We start from the raw sequence: 23,440 nt of genomic DNA on the forward strand, positions 1-23,440 counted from the left end.
TCCGTCGATGATTCAAGGGCGATCAACCGGACTTCTTCTTGCGGGACGAACCGGAACTCGAGGCCTTGGACTCGCTGGCCTTGGCAGTCTTGCCACCCTTGCTGCCCTTGCCTCCGCCCAGGCTGCGTTTGAGCAGTTCGGTCAGGTCCACCACATCGGCGCTCTGGCGTTCTTCGTCCTGCCCGCCGGTCTCTACCGCCTGGATCTCGCCGGCGTTGGCCTTCTGCTCGACCAGCGCCATGATGTCTTCCTCGAAGGTATTGTGGTACTCGTCCGGCTCCCATTCGCCGGCCATGTCCTCCACCAGGCGCTTGGCCATATCCAGCTCCTTGGCGGTGGGTTTGGCCTCGGTCACACTGCTTTTCAGATCCAGATAGGCAATGCTGCGCACCTCCGAGGGCCAGCGCAGCATGATCAGCGCCAGGGCCGAGTCGAGCGGCATCAGCGCTGCCAGGCTCTGCTTGGTCCGCACGACCACATGGGCCAGGGCGACCTTGCCGGTGCTGATCAGCGTTTCCCGCAGCAAGGCGTATACCTTCTCCCCGCGCTTGTCGGGTGCCAGGAAATAGGGCTTGGAAATATGCAGCAGCGGAATATCCGCGCTGTCGATAAAGGAAAAGATGTCGATCGTCTGGGTGGCTTCCGGCAGCGCCGCCTTGATCTCGTCGTCACTGATGACCACGTAGCTGCCCTTCTCGAATTGCACCCCCTTGACGATATGCTCGCTGGCCACTTCCTTGCCGGTGACCTTGTTGACCCGCTTGTACCCCACCGGGTCCATGGTGCGCTCGTCCAGCCAGTCGAAATCGACGCCGCTGGCGCTGGTGGCGGAGACCAGCGACACCGGAATATGTACCAGACCAAAACTGATTGCGCCCTTCCAGATTGCCCGTGCCATGACTCACTGCTCCCGACGACTGTTAACGGATGACCCGACGGCTGCGGCAAAAGTTCAGGTCCCGGCGCGCCAGGCGCGACCACTGGAGCGGGAGCGAAAAAACAATGAACCACCCCCCGCCCATCAAGGGTCTGTACCTGTATAGGCGGCGGCGATAGCCGCGCCGGAGGCAACGGGAGGACGATTCATGCGGCATAAACAGCGATTTCTCATCAGCTATATTCTTGATAATCAACCGACCAGCATGGAGGTGGAATGTACGGGGGATCATCTTACCCCCGAGCAGGCCCGAGCCCATGTCGAAGCCCGCCATGACAGTACCGCCTCGGATCAGATCACTGACATCCAGGTCACGCCCATCCTGCATCCCGATTCCGAGCCCGGCCATAACTACCAACCCTGATACCGTCAGCGACCAGGAGATTCCCTATGCGAGCTCTCACCTACCATGGCAGCCATGACGTCCGCGTTGAAACCGTACCGGATCCGACCATTCTCGAAGACGACGACATCATCCTGAAGGTGACCTCGACCGCCATCTGCGGCTCGGACCTGCACCTGTACCGCGGCTCGATTCCCCGGGTGAAACACGGCGACATCTTTGGCCACGAGTTCCTCGGCGAAGTGGTGGAAGCCGGCCCGGCGGTGACTGCGGTCGCCAAGGGCGACAAGGTCATCGTGCCCTTCGTCATCGCCTGCGGTGATTGCTTCTTCTGCAATATGGACCTGCATGCCGCCTGCGAAACCACCAACCCCGATCGCGGCGCCATCCTCAACAAGAAGCAGATTCCGCCGGGGGCGGCGCTGTTCGGCTACAGCCATCTGTACGGTGGCGTACCCGGCGGCCAGGCCGAGTATGTGCGAGTGCCCAAGGCCAATGCCGGGCCTTTCAAATACCCTGCGGAACTGGATGACGAAAAAGTGCTCTTCCTCACCGACATCCTGCCTACCGGCTACCAGGCGGTGGTCAACGCCGGGGTGAAGCCGGGCAGCAGCCTGGCTATCTACGGCGCTGGCCCGGTCGGTCTGATGGCCGCCGCCTGCGCGCGCATGCTCGGCGCCGAGCAGATCTTCATGGTCGATCACCACGCCTATCGCCTGGAGTTCGCCCGGCAGACCTACGGGGTGATCCCGATCAACTTCAACGAGTACGACGACCCGGCCGCCGCCATCATCGAAAACACCGCTGGCCTGCGCGGGGTGGACGCGGTGATCGACGCGGTGGGTTTCGAAGCCAAGGGCAGCACGACCGAGACAGTACTCAAGACCCTAAAGCTCGAGGGCAGCAGTGGCAAGGCGCTACGCCAGAGTATTGCCGCGGTGCGCCGTGGCGGCACCGTGAGCGTGCCCGGCGTCTATGCCGGCTTCATTCATGGATTTCTGTTTGGCGACGCCTTCGACAAGGGGCTGACCTTCAAGATGGGGCAGACCCACGTGCATGCCGTGTTGCCAAAACTGCTCGACCACATCGTGCAGGGCGACCTGCACCCCGACATCATCATCAGCCATCGCATGAGCCTGGAGCAGGCGGCAGAAGGCTACCGGATGTTCGACCGCAAGGAGCAGGAGTGCCGCAAGGTCATCCTGCGCCCCTAACGCAACGGGAGAGCCACCATGCCACAGGGCGACAAAGACAAGTACACCGACAAGCAGGAGCGCAAGGCGGAACATATCGAGAAGAGTTACGAACGCAAGGGGGTGCCGAAGGAGGAGGCAGAATCCCGCGCTTGGGCTACGGTCAACAAGCAGTCCGGCGGGGGCAACCGCAGTGGCGGCTCGGGACAGAAGAAATCCGAGAAGGCCAAGGCGGCTGACCGCAGCGACTCGGCAAAACAGGCCGCTGCCACGCGCAAGGCGGGCTCGCGCTCCGCCTCGCTGGAAGACCAGACCAAGCAGCAACTGCTGGACAAGGCGCGGGCCAAGAACATCAAGGGCCGCTCCACCATGCGCAAGCAGGAGCTGGTTTCTGCGCTGCGCAAGACCAACTGACGAGGCTGGTATGAATCGACTATTACGCGAACTGACCCACAAACCGGCCACCACCAATGTCACCGCCATGGAAAAGTGGCTGTCCATTGGCGGTGGTCTGCTGCTCATCGGTAAAGGGCTGACCCGCCCCGGCCCGATGCGGCTGATCAACCTGGCCCTGGGCGCCGCCGCCGTGTACCGCGGCGCCCGCGGCTACAGCCCGACCAAGCAGCGTCTGCGCAAGGTGCGCGCCCAGCGTATTACCCCGCCTTCCCTGCCGCCACGCTGAGCAGGAACGGCAAAGTAGTCCGACGAGCGAGGCAAGAATGTCCAACAAAGTCCAGTCGCCGGATAAAACAGGCGTTGTCATACTGCTGACCGATGGCCCGGGGTCGGCCCACGAGACCCAGGTACGTAGTCACCTCGCCGGCCAGTTGGCCGGCCTGTTGAACCTGCCCTTCAGAGGTGTTCGCACCGGCCAGTCGCTGGATGATCCCAGCTTGTATGCCATTCCCGATACCACCCTGGTCGCCCCCCAGTCGGGCATCCAGACGGAGCAGGATTTCTTTGGCGGCCTGGTCGCCTTTCCCTTCATGGCCAGCAAAGCCATCTCCCATCCTCTGATCGGCCCTGAGGCCCGCGCGCCAGTCGGTTGGACTGAGCAGTTCATGCAACTGGCCGGCGATGCGGTGCTGCCCGGTTTCAGTGCCTTCACGCTGGACGATGCACGGCGCGCTGGCGAGCGGCTGCTGCAACAGGGTCCGGTTCGGGGTAAGCAAGTGATGGCCAGGGCTGGGCGGGGCCAGCAGGTCATCCGCACCCTGGCTGAGCTGGACGCCTGGCTGACCGGCCTGGATGCGACGGCAGTAGACCAGGAAGGCCTTGTGCTGGAACGGAACCTCAATGACGTTCGCACCTATAGCGTCGGGCAGGTCCGGGTCGGCGGGCAGGTCGCCAGCTACTTCGGCCAGCAGCAGCTGACCACCGCCAATGATGGCGCTGCGGTCTACGGCGGATCGGATCTATGGCTGGTGCGCGGCGACTATGACGCCCTGTTGCAACAGATAACCGACCCCCTGACCGGTCAACTCATCGATCAGGCCCGCCGCTACGAGCAGGCGGCCGAGCAGGCCTTTCCCGGCTTTCTTGCCTCCCGACGCAACTACGATGTCGCCGTGGGGCGGGATTCAGCGGGCCGGCAGTGCACTGGCGTGCTGGAACAGTCCTGGCGTATCGGCGGGGCCAGCAGCGCGGAAATTCACGGCCTGGTGGCGCTGGCCGCCGACCCGTCGCTGCAACGTCTATGTGCCTCCAGCTGGGAGGCCTACGGCGCAGCACCGGATATCCCCGTAGGTGTCACGGTACTCTATCAGGGCGATGCGCCAGCCACCGGCCCCATCACCATTGGCGTAAGGATAAATACATGGCAGCAACCAGTGAAACTATCGAACTGACTGTAGAAGGCGAGCAGATCGCCGGTACCTTGCTCACCCTCCAGGAGCGGATGCCCGGCATTCTTTTCGTGCACGGCTGGGGCGGCAGCCAGACGCGGGACATGATGCGGGCCAAGGGCATAGCCGGCCTGGGCTGCGTATGCCTGACCTTCGACCTGCGCGGCCATGAAAAGACCCGGGTGCAGCAACAGACGGTCACCCGCGGCCATAACCTGGAAGATATCCTGGTGGCCTACGACCGCCTGGTGGCCCACCCCGCTGTCGACCCCAGCCGTATTGCCGTAATCGGCACCAGCTATGGGGGCTACCTGGCGGCCATCTTGACTACCCTGCGCCCGGTCCGCTGGCTGGCGATGCGAGTGCCGGCACTGTATTGGGACGAGCAGTGGAATCTGCCCAAGCAGCAGCTCGACCGCGATCAGCTGATGCGCTACCGGCAGAGCCTGCTCGGCCCGCTGGACAATCGCGCCCTCGGCGCCTGTGCCACCTTCGAGGGGGATGTGCTGATCGTCGAGTCCGAGCACGACGAGCATGTGCCCCACGAAACCATCATGAGTTACCGCTCGTCCTGCCGCAAAGCCCATTCAATGACCCACCGCATCATCGACGGCGCCGACCATGGGTTATCCAGTGAACGCTGTCAGCAGGCCTATACCAGTATCCTCACCAGCTGGATTACCGAAATGATCATTGGCGATCGGGTCGGCCATCTGACATGACAACGTGCTTCTCCGGTGAGATCCGCGATTTAGGTTGAACCTTACGGACCGAGAATTCATCTATTTAATACATACCCAAGTAGCAGAGGTGACATCATGGATAAAACTCAAAAACCGACGCATATGAATCTACTGGCCTGCGCTGTCATGTCAGTGGCCCTGGGTTGCACCACCCTTGCCGTCCAGGCTCAGGACGCACCCGCCAATATCGATCGCTCCACCCAGACCTCCGGGCCGACCGGCACGCCCGAGACTACTGGCGATGGTGGTAGCGCCGACACTACCGGCGCGATTCGCGATCAGGAAGTGGACGGTGGCATGGCCGGCATGAATAACGCCGAAGGCACCGTTGATGCCGAAGAATTCCTGGAGGAAGCCTCGGCCAAGGGCGTGGCGGAAATCGAAACCGCACGCCTGGCGCTGGAGCAGGCGACCTCGGAGAAGGTCAAGGAATTCGCCAACATGATGATCAAGGATCATGCGGCAGCCAACGAAAAGATGGCTGAGCTGGCGGCGTCCAAGAACCTGGAAATCTCCGATGAGGCGACCCTCATGGACAAGGCCAAGGCGATGATCCTGGATGCACGTGATGGTGAATCCTTCGATGCGGCCTACGCCAATAACCAGGTCGTAGCCCATGAGCAAACCATCGAGTTGTTTGAACGGGCTGCCCGCTCGGAAGACGCCGAAATTGCCGCCTTTGCCAAGAAAACCCTGCCCAAGCTCAAGGAACACCTGAAAGGGGCCCAGGCGCTGGTTGAAGCCACCCCCGAAGACTGATTCTGATCGGTCAACACGGGCCCGGCATATGCCGGGCCTTTTTGTTTGCGTTGGAATACCGGACGGCCACAGGGCCCTACAACGCCAAGAATCGGGTCCCGATCAACTGGCAGCCGCCGGCGTAGCTGGCTCGAAGCTGTCCGCCTGCGCCATGGACCACATGCGGCAATAGAACTCCCCTTCCACCTCACCGCTGAGCAGGGCGCCCGGCTTGAGGTAGACATGCATCTGGGAGTACAACTTGATCTCGGTGGCAGACAGCCGGTGTACGAGAAAATGCGGCTCCAGCTGGGAGGGATGGGACAAGCCAGCTGCCGCCAGCATTTCCGCCAGGGCGACCATGGTGTTGCGATGGAAATGGTAGACGCGCTGCGCCTTGTCCGGCACCACCAGGGCGCGCTGGCGCAGCGGGTCCTGGGTAGCCACCCCGGTCGGGCAGCGATTGGTATGGCAGGTACGGGACTGAATACAACCCACCGCAAACATGAAGCCCCGCGCGGAGTTAACCCAGTCCGCGCCGATCGCCAGGACCGAGGCAATATCGAAGGCGCTGATGATCTTGCCGCTGGCACCGATGCGCACCTGGTCGCGCAGCCCGACCCCGACCAGGGTGTTATGCACGAACATCACCCCCTCGCGCAGGGGCACACCCAGATGGTTGGTAAACTCCAGCGGCGCCGCCCCGGTGCCGCCTTCCTTGCCGTCAACCACAATGAAGTCCGGCACTATGCCGGTCGTCAGCATTGCCTTGGCAATGGCCATGAATTCCCAGGGGTGACCCAGGCAGAGCTTGAAGCCGACCGGCTTGCCCTCCGCCAGGTCGCGCAAGCGCTGGAGAAACTGCAGTAGTTCGACAGGCGTGGAAAAGGTCGCGTGCCGCGCGGGCGAGATGCAGTCCTGATCCTGGGGGATGCCGCGGGTGGCGGCAATCTCCGCGCTGATCTTGTGCTTGGGCAAAATGCCCCCGTGCCCCGGCTTGGCGCCCTGGCTCAACTTGAGTTCGATCATCTTTACCTCAGGCCGGCGCGCTTGCGTGGCGAAGCGCTCGGGGTCGAAGGCGCCGTTCTCATCACGGCAGCCGAAGTAGCCGCTGCCCAGCTCCCAGATCAGATCGCCGCCGTGCTCCAGGTGGTACGGGCTGATACTCCCCTCCCCGGTGTCATGGGCGAAATTGCCGAGTTTGGCGCCCTTGTTGAGGGCGAGAATCGCATTGGCACTCAGGGAGCCGAAACTCATCGCGGAGATATTCAGCACCGAGGCCGAATACGGCTGTCGGCACTGGCTATTGCCAACGGTGACGCGAAACTCGTCCGGATTGCCATGCACCACCGGCAACATCGAATGGCTGATGAACTCGTACCCGGTCAGGTTGACGTCCTTCAGGGTGCCGAAGGGCGTGTCCGCCGTCTCGTTCTTGGATCGTGCGTAGACCAGCGACCGCTGCGCCCGGGAAAAGGGCAACTGCTCGTTATCACTTTCAATCAGGTATTGGCGAATTTCCGGACGGATACTTTCGACGAGGTAGCGAATGTTGCCGAGGATGGGATAATTGCGCCGCACAGCATGGTTGTGTTGCAGCAGATCGACTACCCCCACCAGGGTCAGCGCACCGGTAAGCAGGGTAAACGGCCACAACCATGGGGTACTGGGGAGCAATGGCAGGCTGAGTGCGGTAAACAGGACGCACAGGGCGAAGAAGGTATAGCGACCAAACAAGGGCAATTTCATTCCGGCTTCCGATAACAAATTTGCTATCGAGTCTAGCAGGCCCCGGAACGAAAAAACCCTCGCATCTCTCGATGCGAGGGTTTCGGATATGGCGCAGCGGACGGGACTCGAACCCGCGACCCCCGGCGTGACAGGCCGGTATTCTAACCAACTGAACTACCGCTGCGCGTTACCTCGAGTGGTGGGTGATGACGGGATCGAACCGCCGACCCTCTGCTTGTAAGGCAGATGCTCTCCCAGCTGAGCTAATCACCCATTTGCTCTCGAAGTGGGGCGCATTCTAGGCAGGTTTACCCCGTCTGGCAATACCTTTTGTGAAATAAATCCCGCTTTCTTTCAATATGTTATGCGGCCGTCCGGCGGGACTGGCTGAAAACTGCCCCACGCGCAATAATGGCCGCCCTGCCAACTCCCCTTTTCATATACACGCACCATCACAAGGAATGCCCATGTGGTTTCGTAACCTATTGCTCTACCGTTTCAGCCAGTCTGTACCCTTTACCGAAGCAGAATTGCTTGCCGCCCTTGAGCAGCGCCCCGCCCGCCCCTGCGCCAGCCAGGAAACCCACACCCTGGGTTGGACCACGCCCTTCGGTCGCCACTCGGATAACCTGCTGCAGGTAGCCGATGGTTATTGGTTGGTGGCGCTGCGCAAGGAAGAGCGCATTCTGCCCAGCAGCGTGGTGAAGGACGCCCTGGCCGAGAAGGTGGAAGAAATCGAAGCCCGCGATGCCCGCAAGGTCTACAAGAAGGAACGCGATACCCTCAAGGACGAGATCGTCATGTCCCTGCTGCCCCGCGCCTTCACCCGCACCCAGACCACGCTGGCCTGCATTGCGCCCCAGGAAGGCTGGATCGCGGTGGATACCTCCAGCGCGAAACGGGCCGAAGACCTGCTCAGCCTGTTGCGCGAAGGCACCGGCAGCCTGCCGGTACGCCCGATGAACGTGAAGATGGCGCCCGCTGCCTGCATGACCGATTGGGTCAAGACCGGCCAGGCGCCAGAAGGCCTGCTGATATCCGACGAATGCGAGCTGCGTGATACCGGCGAAGACGGCGGTGTTATCCGCTGCAAGCGTCAGGACCTATCCAGCGACGAGATCCAGCAACACCTGACCGTCGGCAAGCAGGTCAGCCAGCTGGCGTTGCACTGGCACGACAAGCTGTCCTTTACGCTCGACGACAAGCTCGCGGTCAAACGGCTGCGCTTTGAGGAACTGCTGCGCGATGAAGCTGATGATCAGGGTGGTGACGACATGGCCGGCCAACTCGATGCCAGCTTTGTCATCATGTCCCGCACCCTGTCGGAGCTGTTGCCAGCGCTGACCGCTGCGCTGGGTGGCGAGGATATTCCCCAGGGAATCTGACCGGAACCCATGGTCTACGGGGCTTGGGCAAGCTATCCACAAAACCTGTGGAAAACTCTGTGGATAGCCTGCCTAAAACTCGTCCCGCAGCAAGTAATACGTGGCTGCGAGTTAAAATGATCAAAATATGACCAATAGAATTTGCTATTTAAATCAATAAGTTACGAACAAGCGAGATATTTCAGATAGTTATACGTGAGTCTTGCCCACCGCTGTCCGTGGAGCCCTTCAGCTGTGCACAATGTCAAGCGTCATTATCTGAAAATTGCCGAAAAAACCTGCTTAAATAACCCGCCGCGCTATTGACGCGCTTGCGGAAATACGTCGTTCCCGCAGGGGCATCCCTGCCCGCTTTCTCCGCTCAGCGCCCTGGTTTCCAGCCACGCTTTCCTACATCCGATCGCGCGGTGACCATGCTTGGACACCGGATTGGCAGGGCGAAGGCCCGGTTACTCTTCCTGCAACCGCTCTAGCCAGGCGCGGGCCTCCCGGCCGGATTCGGTGTGGGGGTAGTAACGGGCGACGTAATCCATGCGCTGTCGACCACCTTCGCGGTCACCGGCTTCAGCGGCCGTGAGCGCCAACCGGTATTCAGCCGCGGCCATGCCTTCCAGCAATTCGTGCAGGCGCGGCGCGATCTCGGTGCGATAGTCGGAGTCGGGGAAGCGTCGGACGAAGTCCGCGAACTGCGCATGGAGTTTGCGGCCTTCCTTCAGCCGCAGCACATCATCCTCGGCGGCCATCTCGAAGCGGGCGTATTGCGCCAGCGTCAGCAAGTAGGCGGAGTAATCCGGATGCGGAGGCTCCACATGCCGCTGCTGGTAATCCTCGAGCAGGGCTTCCACCGCCTTCACCTCCCCTTGTTGCAGGCACACATAGGCCGCCTGCTGGTCCAGCTCCGGCACCGGGTGCTTGCGCAGGTCCGCCACCAGCTTGGTGTCGCAGCGGCCCATGCTGATCTTGGCCCGGGCATCGATCAGTCCCTCTTCACTGCGTTGCGGCGAGCCGGTGCTGGCGCACCCCACCAGCCCCACCGACAACCACAGCACTGCTAATAAACGCATCGAATATCCTCTGCCATCTTGGTCTTGTTCGTTCATTGCAACTGCGCGCGCCAAGTCACCCAGCCTTCGGCGTTCGGCCGGCCGAGCAGACCAAGCCCCTCGGCCAGCATGGGTTCGGCGTCCGCTCGCGCCTGCAGCTGCACATTGAGCTTCATTGCCTGGCCCGGGCGCCAGCGCGCATCGCCCATGAGCCCCAGCGGGCCGCCCTGATCCTGCAGGTCCAGGGTCAGCCAGCCCTCGGCCGCTCCCAGTGTCGCGGTGAGGTGTCCGAAGGGCAGCGCCTGGGGCAAACCGCCTGCCGCATCCTGCCACACCAGCCGGCCGCTGGCTGCCACTACCGACTCGAAATCTTCCAATGCCAGTTCGGGCACGTCGAGCAGCCAGGCCCCGCGCAGCACGAAGGGCGCGTTATTGATGGCCGCCATGCTCGCTGCATCCAGGGTGCCGTTGATCGCGCTAAGCGTCAACGAGCCGAGACCGGCGGTCAACTCTGCCTCGACCTTGCCGTTGCGTGGCTGCCAGAGCAGGTCAAGACCGATCTTGCCCCGCAGCAGATGTGACGGCAGCCAATCCCATACGAGCCGGCCCTGGTCCACGCCGTCCACTTCCATTCGCGCTACCTGCCCGGACCACAGAGTACCGGTCAATCCATGCAGGGTCACGGCGGCGGGCAGTTGCCCTTCCAGCCGTTTCCAGACGAAGGCCGCGGGCAGGTTCCACAGCAGGGTTACCAGATAAAGCGCCAGGGCGCAGGCCAGCAGGGCCTTGATATTCCATCGCTTGGTCATTGGCGCGGCTCCACCAGCACCCGCGCCGATACCACACCAGGCGCTGTACCTGCGTCCACCGCGAGCTGGCTGATCTGCAGCCCATGGCGCTGCTCGAGTTCGGCCAACCAGCGCAGCAGCCCATCAAAGCTGGTCTCATTGAACCACAGGCGCGCGCCCTGCCCTTCGGGTTGCACCCGCTCCAGTGACTCGCGCAGACCAGCGGCCCGGGCTGACACCTCCACCAGGGTCAATACCGACCCGCCGGCCGCTGCGCCATTACTCGCGCTGCCCTGCTGGGCGGCCCGGCGCTTGACCTGGCTGGCGACCTGCTCCATCCAGCTGAGATCCGCCGTCAGGGCGCTGATATCCGCGCGCAGTTGCTCGCGCTTCTGCGCCAGCGGCTCCCAGATCATCAACCAGAGCACCACCAGCACCAACAGCATCGCGCCGCCGGCCAGTACGATGCGTTCCCGCGGGGCCAGCCCCGCCCACCAGGCGCTCATAATTCACCTCGCTGCACGCGTAGCCGCGCCGTTACCCCATCAGCGCCGGAATCGGCACCCTGAAGGGTTTCACTCAACCCCGCCCCGGCCGCCAGCTGGCTGCGTATGCCTTCCAGCTCAGCGAAAGACGGCAGCTGCAGCTCCAGCTCGACTTCGGTGGGTGTCGCGCGGAACTGGCGGATGCGGCCGGTTTCACCCTCGCCGACCACGGCCAGTACGTCATACAACAAGCTACCGGTGCCATTCAGGGACGAGGTTCCAGCCTCGCCGGCCAGGGCTTGCTGAAACTGGGTAACCGGGTCGACCCGACGACTGTTCGGCAAGGTGCGGTCAAACAGTTGATCAATCTCGGTCAGCAGCCGCTCCCGCTCGCCAGACAGAATGGCGCCTTCCAATGCCAGTTGACCGACCAATACCACCAGCAACACACCGGCGGCGACCATCACCGGGCGTAACTTGCGCCAGGGCGGCGTGGCCATGCCATTGGCGTAGGGGCCGACCAGGAGGTTCAGCGCCCGGGCAGGCTGTTGGCAACGCGCCAGGGCGGCCTCCAGGGTGGCTGGCCGTGCCAATGGGCGCACCTCGCAGTCGGCCTCGCTGAGCCCCAGTTCCGCCAGCTGATAGCCACTGAGCTCGAGCACTCGCTGCGTCTCATCAAGCTGTGCCAGCCGCTGCTTGAGCCAGAAGCCGAGCATGCCCGTTTCGACCAGCACCGGTTCCTGATCGACGCTGGTGATCAGGGCCTGGTCAGCCGCGGCTGGCCAGGGTGACGGCTGCACACTCAGTCCTGCCTCCGGCAGCATGTCGTCATGCAGGCTGGCCTGGGGTAACAATGCCTCCAGGCGCCAGCCAGCGTCCTGGCAGTGCTCGATCCAGGCCGCCATATGGCACTGCTCGGTAACCGCGGCGGCAAAGCGGCCATCGGCCCTGGGTGGGCCGGCTACCAGATGCAGCTCTTCCAGTTCCTGGCCCAGTTGGTCTTCCAGGGCAAAGGGCAGCGCAGCGCGCGCCGCCGCGGCCCGGCGTACCGGAATGGCCACGCGGTACAGATTCACTGCGGTGGCCGGTGCCAGCGCCCGCAGCCGCTCGGCCGGGAACCGGCTGCGCAGCTGTGCCAGGCTGTCCTGACCCGACTCCTCCAGCCGACCGTCCCGGCCGGTACGCCACCAATGCAGGTCCGCCGGACCCGGCGTATCGGGTAATAGCACTATCAGCATGTTGTCATCCGTTCATGGCTCGCAGGCCGTCTGTTCTCTGAGAACCACTTTTCCATTAGGTGCATCCAGTAAGGTGCATTGATAAAACCGCCGCTCGCCAAACTCCGCCATGATCTGCAAACGCATGTACCAGGGCGCATTGTCCCCGGCGGCGCGATCCGCGAAGACCTCTTGCATCAGCTCATGGCTGCGCTCGATATCGATTGGGCTGGCCGCGCCGGGATAGGCCGTTACCCAGGGCGCCAATGCCTGCCAGGCTTCGGCCGTCATGCCAGTGACGCTGTTGAGTTCCGACGCCACCACCATGGGCCGGTTGCCCGAGACCCGGGCTGGTACCTCAAGCCGGTAGGCCGGGTCATCGGTCTCCGGATTCATCCAGTCACTCACGGCCATCGCCAACTGGGCGCCCGGCGGCATCCGCGCCCCGGTCAGTTGACCGACCTGGTCCACCAGCCGGGCAAAATACGCCTGCTCGGTCTCGTCGGCGCCGGCCAGCGCGTTGAGGTTATAGCGACAGCGCATATCATCCAGCGTTGCCTCCAGCCGTACGCCATCCACCTCGAACGGCAGCACCGGCGACCGGCAGGTTTCCCACAGCAGATCCTGGGGCCCCTTGGCCCGTTCCAACAGCTGCAACACCATGTTCTCCGCACCCAGCGCAACCTGGCGCGAGAAGTCCCGCTCGAATACCGCCGAGGTCCGGCGTATATCCGCCTGGCCGCGCATCGCCATCCCCACCGCCGCGACGACCGCCAGGGCCATGACCAGCAGCGCGGTAATCAGCGCTACACCCTGCTGCTGCCGACGCAACGTCATAGACCCACCGCCATCATGCGGCGAATCTCACCCAGACCGGGTAGATCGAGTACCACTTCCACCGCCACCGGCAGACCGCTTGCCTCTGGATCGGCGTCCGGCAATGGCCAGGCCTCGACCCGCTCCAACCCGGACGGCGTGCGGACAATGAACACAAAGGCGCTGTTGGCCCCCAGCAGGCGCTGCTCGTCTGCCAGTTTCGCAAAGGGACGGATGCGCATGCTGCTGGTATCCACGACATCCACCCCGGGCCAGAGGCGACGCTCCAGCCCGCGGTCGGTGATCTGCCAGGCCGTACGCCGCAGCCGCTGCTCGCCGCCGGCGCCGGCCCGGACCAGTTCCAGCAGGTGCTCATCCGCGCCGGGCCGCAGGCGCAGCGGTGGTAACGGATCGCCGAACTCATCCCGCACGGTGACATCCACCACCTGGGCCAGGTCCCGCTCGAGGACACTCAAGGTGACCTGCAGATCCGCCAACTGCTGCCCCTGCTCCCGGGTAATGAAATCCGCACTCAGCACGGCGCGCAGCCCCTGGTAGGCCACCACGCTCATCACCGCGAACACCGCCATGGCGATGAGCATTTCCAGCAGGGTGAAACCGGACTGCCGGCCGTTCACCAAGCGCCTCATGGCAACATGAACCCGCTGGCCGTGGCGCGCTGGGCATCTTCACCCCGGTCCGCCAGCCACAGTCGCACGTCCACCCGCTTGACCGCCGGCAGTGGAAAGGGCGATGTGGCCGTGTAATCGCTCATCTCTACCGCAAAGCCGAAGCGATAAGACCCCATGGTCACTTCACCGGTGCGCCCGCCTTCTGCAATGGCGCGCATGCCGGTCTGGTATTCCGTCAGCAGGTTCTGCCCCGCCCAGTGCGCCAGGGTGCGCTCCTGCAGATAGGCGGTGTTGCGCGCGTGGTCGGCACCGGTCTTGACCAGGGCCGCCAGCGCAACCGCCAGAATGGTCAGCGCTACCAGCACCTCGAGCAGGGTGAATCCGGCTTCGCCTTTAGTTTTGCTGGGGAATGGCATCCAGCACCTCGACGCGGCCTTCCAGGCCCACTCTCATATGACGGACCAGATCCTTGCCGGGCACCCGCAGGGTGATCAGCGCCGGGGTCATCTCACCGGTATTGCCCAGGCGGATATGCGGCTCCCAACCCCGGGTTTGCGGCAGCGGTGTACGCTCTCCATCCACTTCCAGTTCCAGCTCGATCAGTCCTTGCTCGAACTGGCGTGGTCCCAGTTGCGGATCGACCAGGGGCCGCCATTCCCGGGTGCTGTCATCCAGCATCACCAGCTCGAGAAAACTGTAGCCATCGCGGCGCAAGCCCAAGGCGCGGTCCGACTGGCCGGTGATCAGCAACTCATCCCGGGCCAGACTCAGGGTCGCGGCCAGCCGCTCGGTCTCCGAGCGCAACTGGCGCTCGGCGCCATCACCGATGGACAGACTGGCCAGCCCCGCCACGATACCGATCAACACCAGCACGACCAGCAGCTCCATCAGTGTGAAGCCGTGCTGGGCTTGGTGTGGCGACCCGGCGAGTGTCTTCAAGCCTATCTCCCCCGCTCGCCCTCGGGCTGTTCCACGTTCCAGTTGCCGATATCGGCATTGGCATCGGTGCCGCCCGGGCGGCCATCGGCGCCCAGACTGTAGAGGTCGTATTCCCGGTTATCCCGCCCCGGGCGCAGGTACTGGTATTCATTGCCCCAGGGGTCGGTCTGCAGGCGATCGATATAGCCACCGGCACGCCAGTTCCGGGCGGTATCGTTGCCGCTCGGCCGTTCTACCAGGGCGCGTAGCCCCTGCTCGGTGGTCGGATAGTTGAAATTGTCCAGCCGGTACAGGTTCAGTGCGCTTTCCATGGCGCGGATGTCGTTCTGCACCTTGGTGATCCGCGCCTGATCGGGCCGGTCCATGACCCGCGGGACCACCACAGCGGCGAGGATGCCGAGAATGACCACCACCACCATGACCTCGATCAAGGTGAAACCGCGTTGTGCAAGGGATGCTTTTCGTACTGTAGGCATATCAATTGACCAGTTGGTTGAGTTCAAAGATGGGCAACAGGATGGCCAGTACGATAATCAGTACCACGCCCCCCATTGCCAGGATCAGCAAGGGTTCGAACACACCCATGACCATGGCGATGCGTGCTTCGAGTTCCCGTTCCTGGGTTTCCGCGGCACGTTCGAGCATCTTGTCCAGGGTGCCGCTGCTTTCGCCACTCTTGATCAGGCTTAGGGTCATCGGCGGGAAGTAGCCGCTGCGCTCGAGCGAATGCCCTACCCCGGCGCCTTCACGGACCCGCTTGGCCGCGTCACTGACCGCGTCGCGCATGGGCGTGTTGCTGATGACGCTGGCGCTCATGTTCAGTGCCTCCAGCAGCGGCACGCCACTGCCAGCCAGGATGTTCAAGGTGCGAGCAAAACGGGCAGTATTCAGCCCGCGGATCAGTCGCCCGATCAGCGGCAGCCGGAGCAGGCCCTGGTCCCAGCGATAGCGCGCCGCTGGACGTTTGAGTATTTGGCGGGTCAGGGTGATTCCGCCGACGATCACCAGCACCATGAGCCAGCCCCAGTGCCGTACCGCGTCGCTGGTGGCGATCAGTGCCCGGGTCAGGGTGGGCAATTGCTGGTTCATGCCGGCAAACACCTGCACCACCTCCGGCACCACGTACGCCAGCAGGGCCACCACCACGAGCAGCGCCACTACCGTGAGAATCGCCGGGTAGAACATGGCGAGCTGGATCTTCTGCCGCATGGCGTTCTGCGCCTCGACGTTATCTGCCAGCCGCTCTAGCACCACATCCATGCGCCCGGCCTGCTCGCCCGCGGCGATGGTCGTGCGGTAGATGGCGGGGAATACCGAGGGGAATTCGCCCATGGCATGGGCCAGCGGCAGACCTTCCATCACCCGGGTGCGCACGGCCGCCAGGGTGGCCTTGACCTTGGGCGACTCGCTCTGCCGGGCCACGGTACCGAGCACCTCCTCGATCGGCATGCCGGCCCGCGCCAGGGTTGCCATCTGGCGGGTTGCCAGGGACAACTCCAGGGGCTTGATCCGGCGCTGCATCAACGGCATGCGCAGCAACGACGACTTTTCGGCCACCTCATTGACCGACATGGGCATCAGACCCTGCTCACGCAGGCGCCCACGTACCTGCCGGGAGGAATCGCCCTCCTCCACCCCCTTGCGGGTCCGCCCGGCCTGGTCCAGCGCGACGTATTCGAAAGCCGGCATGCTCAGTCCTCCCGGGTGACGCGCAGTACTTCTTCCAGCGTGGTGTCGCCGGCCAGCACGCGGCGCAGGCCATCCTGGCGGATGCCCATCTGTGCCAGCCGCGCATGGCGCACCATGGCCTGCTCGCTGGCACCGTCATGGATCAGGCTACGCAGCGTGTCGTCAATCTCGATCAATTCATAGATGCCGGTCCGCCCCCGGTAGCCGCCCCCATTGCATAGCGGGCAACCCACCGGACTGTACAGGGTCGGCGCGGCCGCAGGTTCGACGCCCAGCAGACGGCACTCACTGGGGGTGGCCGTGTGGGGTTTGCGACAGTCGGGGCACAGGGTGCGCACCAGCCGCTGGGCCAGCACGCCATTGAGCGTGGAGGACAACAGGAAAGGCTCGATGCCCATGTCCCGCAGTCGGGTGATCGCCCCGACGGCGGTATTGGTGTGCAGCGTAGAGAACACCAGGTGACCGGTAAGGCTCGCCTGGATGGCAATCTGCACCGTCTCCACGTCACGGATCTCACCCACCATGACCACGTCCGGATCCTGGCGCAGGATTGCGCGCAGGCCGCGGGCGAAGGTCATGTCGACCTTGGTGTTGATCTGGGTCTGGCCGATACCGTCGAGGTAATACTCGATCGGGTCTTCCACCGTCAGGATATTGCGGCTGCGGTCATTCAGGCGCATCAGTGCCGAATACAAGGTAGTGGTCTTGCCCGAGCCGGTGGGCCCGGTCACCAGCACGATACCGTGGGGCCGGCTGATCACCCGCTCCATCGCCTGATAATGCTCGTCACACATGCCCAGGTGGCGCAGTTCCAACCGCCCCGCCTGCTTGTCCAGCAAGCGCAGCACCACCCGTTCGCCATGCCCGGATGGCAGCGTCGATACCCGCACATCCACCGCCCGGCCGACCAGGCGCAAGCCAATCCGGCCGTCCTGGGGCAGGCGTTTTTCGGCGATATCCAGCTTGGCCATCACCTTGATCCGCGACACGATGACCGGCGCCAGTGCCCGGGGCGGCTCCAGTACCTCGCGCAGCACTCCATCGACGCGCAGGCGGATCGACAGGCGATTCTCGAAGGGCTCGATATGAATATCCGAGGCGTTCTCCTTCACCGCCTCCGACAGCAACGCGTTGATCAGGCGGATGATCGGCGCCTCGTCCTGGGATTCGAGCAGGTCCTCCGGCTCGGCCAGGGATTGGGCCACCGACATCAGGTCGGCGTCTTCGCCCAGACCTTCGACAAACTGCATGGCATCGTTGGCCGAGCGCTCGTAGCGATCACGCAGGCGCGCCGCGAAGGCGTCATCATCCAGCACGATCGGCCGCAGCGGGTGGCCGGCCAGCCGGCGCAGTTCCAACAGCGCCTGGGGATCGCAGTCGGCGCGAACATAGACATCCAGCTGCCGGTCGCGCAATTGGCCGGGCAGCACGCCGAACCGGCGGGCAAACCGGTAATCGGTCTCGGTCTGCACGCCCGCCTCGGGCAGCACGGCGCTGAGATCCGCCGGGGCCGTCATCTCGCCCCCGGCGGCGCAGGTATGGGCTGCCTGACCGACAGGCTGGCCTGGCTGGCATTTTCAAAGGGTGGTGGCAGCGTCAGCAGGTAGTTCCAGTCTGGCAGCACCGGCATGTCCCGACGCGGCAGCAGGCTGTCGTTACGGCCCTGCTCCTTGAGCTGCTGGTCGCGTATGAAGCTGTATTTGGCGTGGGTGAGGCTCTCCGCCACCGCAGTGTCACGCACGATTACCGGCCGCAGGAACACCATGAGATTGCGCTTCTCCACACTGGCCGTGTCGTAGCGGAACAACCGCCCCAGGCCCGGCACATCACCCAGCAGGGGCACCTTGTCGCGGGTCTCCACCATCTGGTCGTCGATCAGCCCGCCCAGTACGATCAGTTGGTTGTCATCAACCATGACATGGGTATTGAGGCTGCGCTTGTTGGTAATCAGGTCAGCCGCGCCGCTGGCGCCGGGGGCAATCTGCGACACTTCCTGGGCAATTTCCAGGCGCACCGCATTACCTTCGTTGATCTGGGGCCGGATCCGCAGCTTGATACCCACATCCTCGCGCTGGATAGTATCGAAGGCTTGGCCGGAGTTTTCCACCGAGCGACCGACGATGAAGGGCACGTTCTGACCAACGACGATTTCGGCTTCTTCGTTGTCCAGGGTCAGCAGGCTCGGCGTGGACAGGATATTGCTCGAACTGTCGCCCTGCAGGGCGTTGATCAGCAGGCCGATCTGGGTACTGCCGATCGTACCGACACCACCCAGGGTGGCGCCATCGGCCAGCGAGGGCGGCGTGGTGATGTCCCCTTCCAGATAGCCGTTGAGGCCCGCCGCGAGGTTGAGGATGCCACCGCCGCCGCGGGCGAAGTTGATGACGCCGACACCCGCCCCATCGTTGGCAAAGCCCCACTGGACGCCCAGCTCCTTGGCGCGGTCGTAGGACACTTCGGCAATGACCGCCTCGACCAGCACCTGGGCGCGGCGGATATCCAGCTGGCGGATGATCTGCGACATTTCCCGGGTCAGCTCGGCCGGCCCGTAGATGACTACCGAGTTGGTACTGTCGTGGGCCTGGATACGCACCCGGGAATCCTGGTTGCCGTAGCCGTAGGAGCCGGAGGAAGTACCACTGCCGGAGGAGGATGACGTACCGCCGGTCACGCCGTTGTCCACATCCCGGCCCTCGGCGATGCCCCGCAGCACCTCGGCGACATCCTCGGCCTTGGCGTAGCGCAGGTAATGCACCTGGGTATTGCCCTCATCGCCCTCCACATCCAGCTGGCGAATCATCGCCCGGTAGGCCAGGCGCCGCTGGGGATCGCCCAGCAGCACCACAGTATTGGTACGCTCATCGGCGATGATGCGCACGCGTTTGGTCGCGTTTTCTTCGGGTGAGGAGCTTTGCAGCCCTTCGGCTATCCGCACCAGGTCCAGGGCCGAGGCGTGTTCCAACGGAATGACCTCGAAATCCTCGATGGACTCCTGATCGATACGCTGGATCAGGCCTTCGATCCGCCGCACGTTGGCGGCGGTATCGGCAATCACCAGCGAGTTTGATTCCGCCGCCGCGGCCAGGTGGCCGCCCTTGGGCACCAACGGGCGCAGAATGCGTACCAGCTGGCTGGCGTCCAGATGGCGTACGCTGATCACGTGGGTGATGAACTCGTCGCCACGACTGCTGTGCTCCAGGGTGCCGACTTCGTTTTCCTTGGCCTGCACCTCGGGCAGAATGCGCACCGTCCCCTCCGCCCCGGTAACGGCGGCGAAACCATAGGACTTCAGCACCCCTAGAAACAGGTCGTAGAGTTCGTCGCGCTTGATGGCCTGGCCGGATACCACGTTGACCTGCCCACGTACCCGCGGGTCGACAATGAAATTGATGCCGGTCTCCTGGCTGACGATCTCGATCAGACCATTGATATCGGCATCGCGCAGGTTCAGCACCAGCTCGTCCCCGGTCCGTTCAACCGGCGCCTGGGCCAGGGTAGCCGCGCTCATCAGACTCAGGCTCAAGGCCAGCGGCAGGGTAAAGCGGTTCTTTGCAAACAACTTGGGCATCCTGGTCTCAGTCCATGCTAATCGTAATGTTCATTGGCTCTCCGTTACGCTCCAGAGACACTGATACCGAGCTGGCATCCGCCAGCTCCTTGAGCAAGTCACGGTAATCCTTGATATCGGCTACCGGGCTGCCATTGACCTCGGTGATCACATCCCCAGCCACCAGCCCGGCTGCTTCAAATTCCCGGGCGTTGCGCGCCGGACTGACTTCCAGCCCGTACAGCGCGCCATCCTGCATGACCGGGTTGGCACTGATGACATCAAGAAAACGCTGGGGATTGTCCACCCAGGCATCGCGATCGATGCGCGGCGAGCCGCCATCGGCAGCTCCGGAGGTGGGTAAGGCTGGGGCTCGGCGACTGCCGGCAGACGCGCCGGCCGTGTCATGGCGCTTGAGCCGCAGGGTTTCCAGCCGACCAGCGCGATTGAGAATGACCCGATCGGCCAGGACTTCCTGCAGGGTGACGTCCCCGGGCAGGCTGGCGCCCACCCGGTACAGTTTCTCGGCTTGCCCTTGCGGCGATAGGATAGCCGCGCTGCGGCTCGGGTCGGGATTGGACAGCACGCCCTTGAGGGACCAGCTTAGGGAGGTTTCCGGTGCGTTCACCGTGCGGCTGCCACCCTTGGACGCAGCGGTACCGAATACCGAGAGACTGGCGAGCTCGGCAAAACCGCCCCGTGCGGAGGCCGTCTCAGCGGGTTGATTGAGATGGGCGGGGGCGGCAGCTGCCGGCAGGATGCTGGAGGGCTCGAGCACGGCCCAGGTCAAACGTCCCAGCAAAACAGCAGAAAAAGCCACCAACAGGAAGGTTGAAAACCTGACCACAACATCCAGATTGAAACGGGCTACCAGTGGCATGCATTCTCCAGGCAAAGCCAGTGGCCGACAGGCCACAAGATCAGGCGCCAGAGGCTACCGATCTTTCTTTGCAGTTTTATTGTTATGTCCCTGAACTGCTGTCTCAGTCGGATGATTGTCACGAATTTGCCACACACCGGCAACCCCCTAAATTGCATATCAGAGGCACAGCACGCTACCGGGCAGGCAAGAGGCTGCTCAATAACCTGTTTGGGTGAAAGCGGCGGTTCAGAGAAGTTGATGCAGGGCAGAGGCGGCGCGCAGCGGCGCCGTTACGGTGCAGAACAGGGCCCGATCGGGCCCTGTTGGTTATTGCCATGGTCAGCTGCCGATGACGCCGCCGTCATCCTTCCAGATAACGACCGTGGCCGAACGGGGCGGCACCCGCACCGGGTTGCGGTCCGGCCAGGTGCTGCGCACGTAGCGCTGCCCCGCAGCCCACTCCTCCGCGGAGGTGGTAGCGCCCGGATGCTGGACGTTGATGAACATGGTCTTCTGATCCGGGGTGGTGATCACGCCGGTAATTTCCTGGCCAATAGGGCCGGTCAGGAAGCGGCGCAGTTCGCCGGTGTGGGGATCAGCGCAGAGCATGGCGTTGTTGCCGAACACTTCGAATACGCCGTTGTTCTGGCTGCCTTCACCGATATCGGTCTGGATCCATACGCGGCTGTCCTTGTCGATCCACAGGCCGTCCGGCGAGCTCAGCAGATTGTCGGCGGTCAGGGCGGCGCCATCCGGGCCCGCACCCGCCAGGTTGCCCTGGCCACTCTGCCCGGCATCACCGCCGAACAGGAAGATATCCCATTCAAAGGTGGTGGAGGCGTGTTCGCCGCCGGCCTCAGCCCAGCGAATGATATGCCCATGACGGTTCTGGGTGCGCGGGTTGGCGCCGTTCGCTTCGCTGCGACCGCTGTTATTGGTCAGGGTGAAGTAGACATCGCCGTTATTGGGGTCGACCGCGCCCCACTCCGGGCGGTCCATCGGCGTACCGCCGACGATGCCGGCGGCCAGGCGGGTATTGACCAGCACATCGGCCTGGTCGACAAAATCCGGCGCGGTCAGGCCATTCTGGCCATGCACCAGCGGCAGCCAGTCACCGGTGCCGTCATCATTGAAGCGGCCAACGTACAGGGTGCCGGTATCCAGGATGGAACCATCGGTCACGCCCTTCTGGAAGGGCTGCTCGCTGACAAACTTGTAGATGAACTCGTTGGTGGAGTCGTCACCCGAATAGCAGACCACCGGCTGGCCGTCCACGGCCGGGGCGAAGACCACGCCCTCGTGACCAAAACGGCCGAGACTGGTGCGCTTTTTCGGTGTGCTCTGGGGGTCGAAGGGATCGATCTCGACCATCCAGCCGAAGCAGTTCGGCTCGTTGCGGTAGTCCTCAGTGGCGGATGCGCCGGTACTGGTGGCATCGAAGCGGGTAAACTCTTCCCCGCCGCCATTGGCCAGGGCCCAGCGATAGCGGCTGTCGCTGGCGCGGATGCCATAGCGCTGGTGCTCGCGGGGCAGCGTCTCGTCGCGGTTGCCGAAATAACCAGCCCAGTTTTCCTCGGCGGCCATATAGGTATTCCATGGGGTGACACCCATGGCGCAGTTGTTCAGCGTGCCGCGGGTGGCGGTGCCGTCCGGGCTGTACTTGGTCTTGACCAGATCGCTGCCGCGCACCGGGCCATGCAGTTCCATGGGGGTCAGGCCGGTGATGCGGCGGTTGTAATCGCTCTGCACATGTTCCCAGCGGTTGTCGCTGCGCTTTTGCACATGCACGACCGAGACGCCGTGGGCGTTGATTTCCTTGAGTGCCTGGTCGCGGTCACGGGTGCCGTCGTCGCGCATGACGATGGCGCCGCTGCCCAGGGCGACGCCGATATGGTCGGCGTGCATGAAGCGTGGCTCGACGTACTCATGGTTCATCACCAGCAGGCCTTCCTCCGAGCTACCTTCGAAGGGTTCTTCGCCCTCGATCGGGAAGAAGTGCATGCCGTCGTGGTGCGAGCCCATCTGCATGGCCTGCTCTTCGCCGGTATTGTCGATGGCGAAGGGCGGCATGGAGCCGAGGATCGGCGTGCCCCAGGGCAGGATGACCTGGAAGCTGTAACCTTCGGGGACCACGATGTCGTCGGACTCGCTGGTCGGCACTGCGGTAAAGCCCAGCAGCGGGCCGGCTTCACCACCATCGCCGGCACCCGGCGCACGATCGTCATCGTCGTCATTGTCGCTGCTCAGGCAGCCAGCCAGGCCCAGACTCATGAACCCGAGCGCCGCGGCACCCGCAGTACTCTTCAGCAGGGTGCGCCGCGCCAGACGCGCTTCCAGCACACTGGCGAAGTGTCTGTTGCCAGAATAGTCCTGCTGCGGCTCATCCCCATTGCCGTTGTCCACGACGATGACATTGTTGCGAATTTCCTCAGACATCCGATCTTCCCTCTACAGGCTTATTTATGATCGCTAGAGGATGAGAGCCGCAGATGAAAACCGCGCGACGGT

24 protein-coding genes and 2 tRNA genes are annotated in these 23,440 nt (G+C 63.5%); 8 read left to right on the forward strand and 18 right to left on the reverse strand.

Translation table 11 applies throughout. The annotated features are described in order from the left end of the window. Positions 1 to 22: 22 nt before the first annotated feature. Positions 23 to 898: a non-homologous end joining protein Ku gene (ku, locus tag VG99_RS03210; RefSeq protein ID WP_044498297.1), complete on the reverse strand. Its 876-nt coding sequence runs from the start codon at positions 896 to 898 to the stop codon at positions 23 to 25. 187 nt (positions 899 to 1,085) lie between these two features. On the opposite strand from ku, the gene VG99_RS15645 reads away from it, so the two are divergent. The 7 genes from VG99_RS15645 (at position 1,086) to VG99_RS03245 (ending at position 5,819) form a co-directional block, all read left to right on the forward strand. Then, on the forward strand, positions 1,086 to 1,301 hold the full coding sequence (locus VG99_RS15645; protein ID WP_076939718.1) for a hypothetical protein: 216 nt from the start codon (positions 1,086 to 1,088) through the stop codon (positions 1,299 to 1,301). Positions 1,302 to 1,327: 26 nt separating this feature from the next. After that, complete coding sequence (locus VG99_RS03220; RefSeq protein ID WP_044498299.1) at positions 1,328 to 2,494, forward strand: zinc-dependent alcohol dehydrogenase; 1,167 nt, start codon at positions 1,328 to 1,330, stop codon at positions 2,492 to 2,494. Positions 2,495 to 2,512: 18 nt separating this feature from the next. Further along, positions 2,513 to 2,887, forward strand: coding sequence for a Rho termination factor N-terminal domain-containing protein (locus tag VG99_RS03225; protein ID WP_044498300.1), 375 nt, complete (start codon positions 2,513 to 2,515; stop codon positions 2,885 to 2,887). Between the two features lie 10 nt (positions 2,888 to 2,897). Then, complete coding sequence (locus tag VG99_RS03230) at positions 2,898 to 3,155, forward strand: DUF2892 domain-containing protein (protein WP_052508677.1); 258 nt, start codon at positions 2,898 to 2,900, stop codon at positions 3,153 to 3,155. 37 nt (positions 3,156 to 3,192) lie between these two features. Then, positions 3,193 to 4,320, forward strand: coding sequence for a DUF3182 family protein (locus tag VG99_RS03235; RefSeq protein ID WP_044498301.1), 1,128 nt, complete (start codon positions 3,193 to 3,195; stop codon positions 4,318 to 4,320). Next, the gene (locus VG99_RS03240) at positions 4,290 to 5,039 is read left to right on the forward strand and encodes an alpha/beta hydrolase family protein (protein ID WP_044498302.1); all 750 of its coding nucleotides are present in this window, start codon (positions 4,290 to 4,292) and stop codon (positions 5,037 to 5,039) included. The genes VG99_RS03235 and VG99_RS03240 overlap by 31 nt, the downstream gene beginning before the upstream one ends. 318 nt (positions 5,040 to 5,357) lie before the next feature. Further along, the gene (locus VG99_RS03245; RefSeq protein WP_044501403.1) at positions 5,358 to 5,819 is read left to right on the forward strand and encodes a DUF4142 domain-containing protein; all 462 of its coding nucleotides are present in this window, start codon (positions 5,358 to 5,360) and stop codon (positions 5,817 to 5,819) included. Between the two features lie 102 nt (positions 5,820 to 5,921). Here VG99_RS03245 and VG99_RS03250 read toward each other — a convergent pair whose 3' ends face one another. The 3 genes from VG99_RS03250 to VG99_RS03260 form a co-directional block, all read right to left on the reverse strand. Next, a complete protein-coding gene (locus tag VG99_RS03250; RefSeq protein ID WP_044498303.1) occupies positions 5,922 to 7,547 on the reverse strand; it encodes an FMN-binding glutamate synthase family protein in 1,626 nt (541 codons plus the stop codon). A gap of 89 nt (positions 7,548 to 7,636) precedes the next feature. Then, a tRNA-Asp gene (locus tag VG99_RS03255) sits at positions 7,637 to 7,713 on the reverse strand. 13 nt (positions 7,714 to 7,726) lie between these two features. After that, positions 7,727 to 7,802: transfer RNA gene (locus tag VG99_RS03260), tRNA-Val, on the reverse strand. Between the two features lie 194 nt (positions 7,803 to 7,996). On the opposite strand from VG99_RS03260, the gene rdgC reads away from it, so the two are divergent. Further along, positions 7,997 to 8,914 (forward strand): recombination-associated protein RdgC, encoded by a 918-nt coding sequence (rdgC, locus tag VG99_RS03265; RefSeq protein ID WP_044498304.1) that lies wholly within the window; start codon positions 7,997 to 7,999, stop codon positions 8,912 to 8,914. Positions 8,915 to 9,363: 449 nt separating this feature from the next. Here rdgC and bamD read toward each other — a convergent pair whose 3' ends face one another. The 14 genes from bamD to VG99_RS03335 all read right to left on the reverse strand — a co-directional run bounded on the left by bamD (position 9,364) and on the right by VG99_RS03335 (position 23,368). Next, positions 9,364 to 9,978, reverse strand: a complete 615-nt coding sequence (gene bamD, locus VG99_RS03270; protein ID WP_044498305.1) for an outer membrane protein assembly factor BamD — start codon at positions 9,976 to 9,978, stop codon at positions 9,364 to 9,366. A gap of 32 nt (positions 9,979 to 10,010) precedes the next feature. Beyond that, complete coding sequence (locus tag VG99_RS15445; protein ID WP_052508678.1) at positions 10,011 to 10,766, reverse strand: type II secretion system protein N; 756 nt, start codon at positions 10,764 to 10,766, stop codon at positions 10,011 to 10,013. Beyond that, positions 10,763 to 11,251, reverse strand: a complete 489-nt coding sequence (gspM, locus tag VG99_RS03280) for a type II secretion system protein GspM (protein ID WP_044498306.1) — start codon at positions 11,249 to 11,251, stop codon at positions 10,763 to 10,765. Before gspM ends, VG99_RS15445 begins: the two co-directional genes overlap by 4 nt. Beyond that, positions 11,248 to 12,468, reverse strand: a complete 1,221-nt coding sequence (gspL, locus tag VG99_RS03285; protein ID WP_044498307.1) for a type II secretion system protein GspL — start codon at positions 12,466 to 12,468, stop codon at positions 11,248 to 11,250. The genes gspM and gspL overlap by 4 nt, the downstream gene beginning before the upstream one ends. A 12-nt stretch (positions 12,469 to 12,480) precedes the next feature. Then, positions 12,481 to 13,284: a type II secretion system protein GspK gene (locus tag VG99_RS03290; protein WP_052508679.1), complete on the reverse strand. Its 804-nt coding sequence runs from the start codon at positions 13,282 to 13,284 to the stop codon at positions 12,481 to 12,483. Next, a complete protein-coding gene (gspJ, locus tag VG99_RS03295; RefSeq protein ID WP_044498308.1) occupies positions 13,281 to 13,913 on the reverse strand; it encodes a type II secretion system minor pseudopilin GspJ in 633 nt (210 codons plus the stop codon). The genes VG99_RS03290 and gspJ overlap by 4 nt, the downstream gene beginning before the upstream one ends. After that, complete coding sequence (gspI, locus tag VG99_RS03300; protein ID WP_044498309.1) at positions 13,910 to 14,311, reverse strand: type II secretion system minor pseudopilin GspI; 402 nt, start codon at positions 14,309 to 14,311, stop codon at positions 13,910 to 13,912. Before gspI ends, gspJ begins: the two co-directional genes overlap by 4 nt. Then, on the reverse strand, positions 14,289 to 14,834 hold the full coding sequence (gspH, locus tag VG99_RS03305; protein WP_052508681.1) for a type II secretion system minor pseudopilin GspH: 546 nt from the start codon (positions 14,832 to 14,834) through the stop codon (positions 14,289 to 14,291). The genes gspI and gspH overlap by 23 nt, the downstream gene beginning before the upstream one ends. Positions 14,835 to 14,836: 2 nt before the next feature. Then, positions 14,837 to 15,310 carry a type II secretion system major pseudopilin GspG gene (gene gspG, locus VG99_RS03310; protein ID WP_044498310.1) on the reverse strand — a complete coding sequence of 158 codons (474 nt, stop codon included), beginning with the start codon at positions 15,308 to 15,310 and terminating at the stop codon, positions 14,837 to 14,839. Between the two features lies 1 nt (position 15,311). Beyond that, positions 15,312 to 16,523, reverse strand: a complete 1,212-nt coding sequence (gspF, locus tag VG99_RS03315; RefSeq protein ID WP_044498311.1) for a type II secretion system inner membrane protein GspF — start codon at positions 16,521 to 16,523, stop codon at positions 15,312 to 15,314. A gap of 2 nt (positions 16,524 to 16,525) precedes the next feature. Continuing rightward, a complete protein-coding gene (gene gspE, locus VG99_RS03320; RefSeq protein WP_044498312.1) occupies positions 16,526 to 18,040 on the reverse strand; it encodes a type II secretion system ATPase GspE in 1,515 nt (504 codons plus the stop codon). Continuing rightward, positions 18,037 to 20,091: a type II secretion system secretin GspD gene (gene gspD, locus VG99_RS03325; RefSeq protein ID WP_076939719.1), complete on the reverse strand. Its 2,055-nt coding sequence runs from the start codon at positions 20,089 to 20,091 to the stop codon at positions 18,037 to 18,039. The genes gspE and gspD overlap by 4 nt, the downstream gene beginning before the upstream one ends. 7 nt (positions 20,092 to 20,098) lie before the next feature. Then, positions 20,099 to 20,950, reverse strand: a complete 852-nt coding sequence (gspC, locus tag VG99_RS03330; RefSeq protein WP_052508682.1) for a type II secretion system protein GspC — start codon at positions 20,948 to 20,950, stop codon at positions 20,099 to 20,101. Positions 20,951 to 21,271: 321 nt separating this feature from the next. Beyond that, entirely contained in the window at positions 21,272 to 23,368 is a 2,097-nt protein-coding gene (locus VG99_RS03335; RefSeq protein WP_044498313.1) for a PhoX family protein, read from the reverse strand. Positions 23,369 to 23,440 lie beyond the last annotated feature (72 nt).

The sequence above is a fragment of the Pseudomonas saudimassiliensis genome (assembly GCF_000939975.1).
Lineage (GTDB): Bacteria > Pseudomonadota > Gammaproteobacteria > Pseudomonadales > Pseudomonadaceae > Halopseudomonas > Halopseudomonas saudimassiliensis.

Excerpts from the sequence above, each read along its gene's own strand:
- ku (WP_044498297.1), bottom strand. The coding sequence starts at position 898 with ATGGCACGGGCAATCTGGAAGGGCGCAATCAGTTTTGGTCTGGTACAT.
- VG99_RS15645 (WP_076939718.1), top strand. The coding sequence starts at position 1,086 with ATGCGGCATAAACAGCGATTTCTCATCAGCTATATTCTTGATAATCAA.
- VG99_RS03220 (WP_044498299.1), top strand. The coding sequence starts at position 1,328 with ATGCGAGCTCTCACCTACCATGGCAGCCATGACGTCCGCGTTGAAACC.
- VG99_RS03225 (WP_044498300.1), top strand. The coding sequence starts at position 2,513 with ATGCCACAGGGCGACAAAGACAAGTACACCGACAAGCAGGAGCGCAAG.
- VG99_RS03230 (WP_052508677.1), top strand. The coding sequence starts at position 2,898 with ATGAATCGACTATTACGCGAACTGACCCACAAACCGGCCACCACCAAT.
- VG99_RS03235 (WP_044498301.1), top strand. The coding sequence starts at position 3,193 with ATGTCCAACAAAGTCCAGTCGCCGGATAAAACAGGCGTTGTCATACTG.
- VG99_RS03240 (WP_044498302.1), top strand. The coding sequence starts at position 4,290 with ATGGCAGCAACCAGTGAAACTATCGAACTGACTGTAGAAGGCGAGCAG.
- VG99_RS03245 (WP_044501403.1), top strand. The coding sequence starts at position 5,358 with ATGGCCGGCATGAATAACGCCGAAGGCACCGTTGATGCCGAAGAATTC.
- VG99_RS03250 (WP_044498303.1), bottom strand. The coding sequence starts at position 7,547 with ATGAAATTGCCCTTGTTTGGTCGCTATACCTTCTTCGCCCTGTGCGTC.
- rdgC (WP_044498304.1), top strand. The coding sequence starts at position 7,997 with ATGTGGTTTCGTAACCTATTGCTCTACCGTTTCAGCCAGTCTGTACCC.
- bamD (WP_044498305.1), bottom strand. The coding sequence starts at position 9,978 with ATGCGTTTATTAGCAGTGCTGTGGTTGTCGGTGGGGCTGGTGGGGTGC.
- VG99_RS15445 (WP_052508678.1), bottom strand. The coding sequence starts at position 10,766 with ATGACCAAGCGATGGAATATCAAGGCCCTGCTGGCCTGCGCCCTGGCG.
- gspM (WP_044498306.1), bottom strand. The coding sequence starts at position 11,251 with ATGAGCGCCTGGTGGGCGGGGCTGGCCCCGCGGGAACGCATCGTACTG.
- gspL (WP_044498307.1), bottom strand. The coding sequence starts at position 12,468 with ATGCTGATAGTGCTATTACCCGATACGCCGGGTCCGGCGGACCTGCAT.
- VG99_RS03290 (WP_052508679.1), bottom strand. The coding sequence starts at position 13,284 with ATGACGTTGCGTCGGCAGCAGCAGGGTGTAGCGCTGATTACCGCGCTG.
- gspJ (WP_044498308.1), bottom strand. The coding sequence starts at position 13,913 with ATGAGGCGCTTGGTGAACGGCCGGCAGTCCGGTTTCACCCTGCTGGAA.
- gspI (WP_044498309.1), bottom strand. The coding sequence starts at position 14,311 with ATGCCATTCCCCAGCAAAACTAAAGGCGAAGCCGGATTCACCCTGCTC.
- gspG (WP_044498310.1), bottom strand. The coding sequence starts at position 15,310 with ATGCCTACAGTACGAAAAGCATCCCTTGCACAACGCGGTTTCACCTTG.
- gspF (WP_044498311.1), bottom strand. The coding sequence starts at position 16,523 with ATGCCGGCTTTCGAATACGTCGCGCTGGACCAGGCCGGGCGGACCCGC.
- gspE (WP_044498312.1), bottom strand. The coding sequence starts at position 18,040 with ATGACGGCCCCGGCGGATCTCAGCGCCGTGCTGCCCGAGGCGGGCGTG.
- gspD (WP_076939719.1), bottom strand. The coding sequence starts at position 20,091 with ATGCCCAAGTTGTTTGCAAAGAACCGCTTTACCCTGCCGCTGGCCTTG.
- gspC (WP_052508682.1), bottom strand. The coding sequence starts at position 20,950 with ATGCCACTGGTAGCCCGTTTCAATCTGGATGTTGTGGTCAGGTTTTCA.
- VG99_RS03335 (WP_044498313.1), bottom strand. The coding sequence starts at position 23,368 with ATGTCTGAGGAAATTCGCAACAATGTCATCGTCGTGGACAACGGCAAT.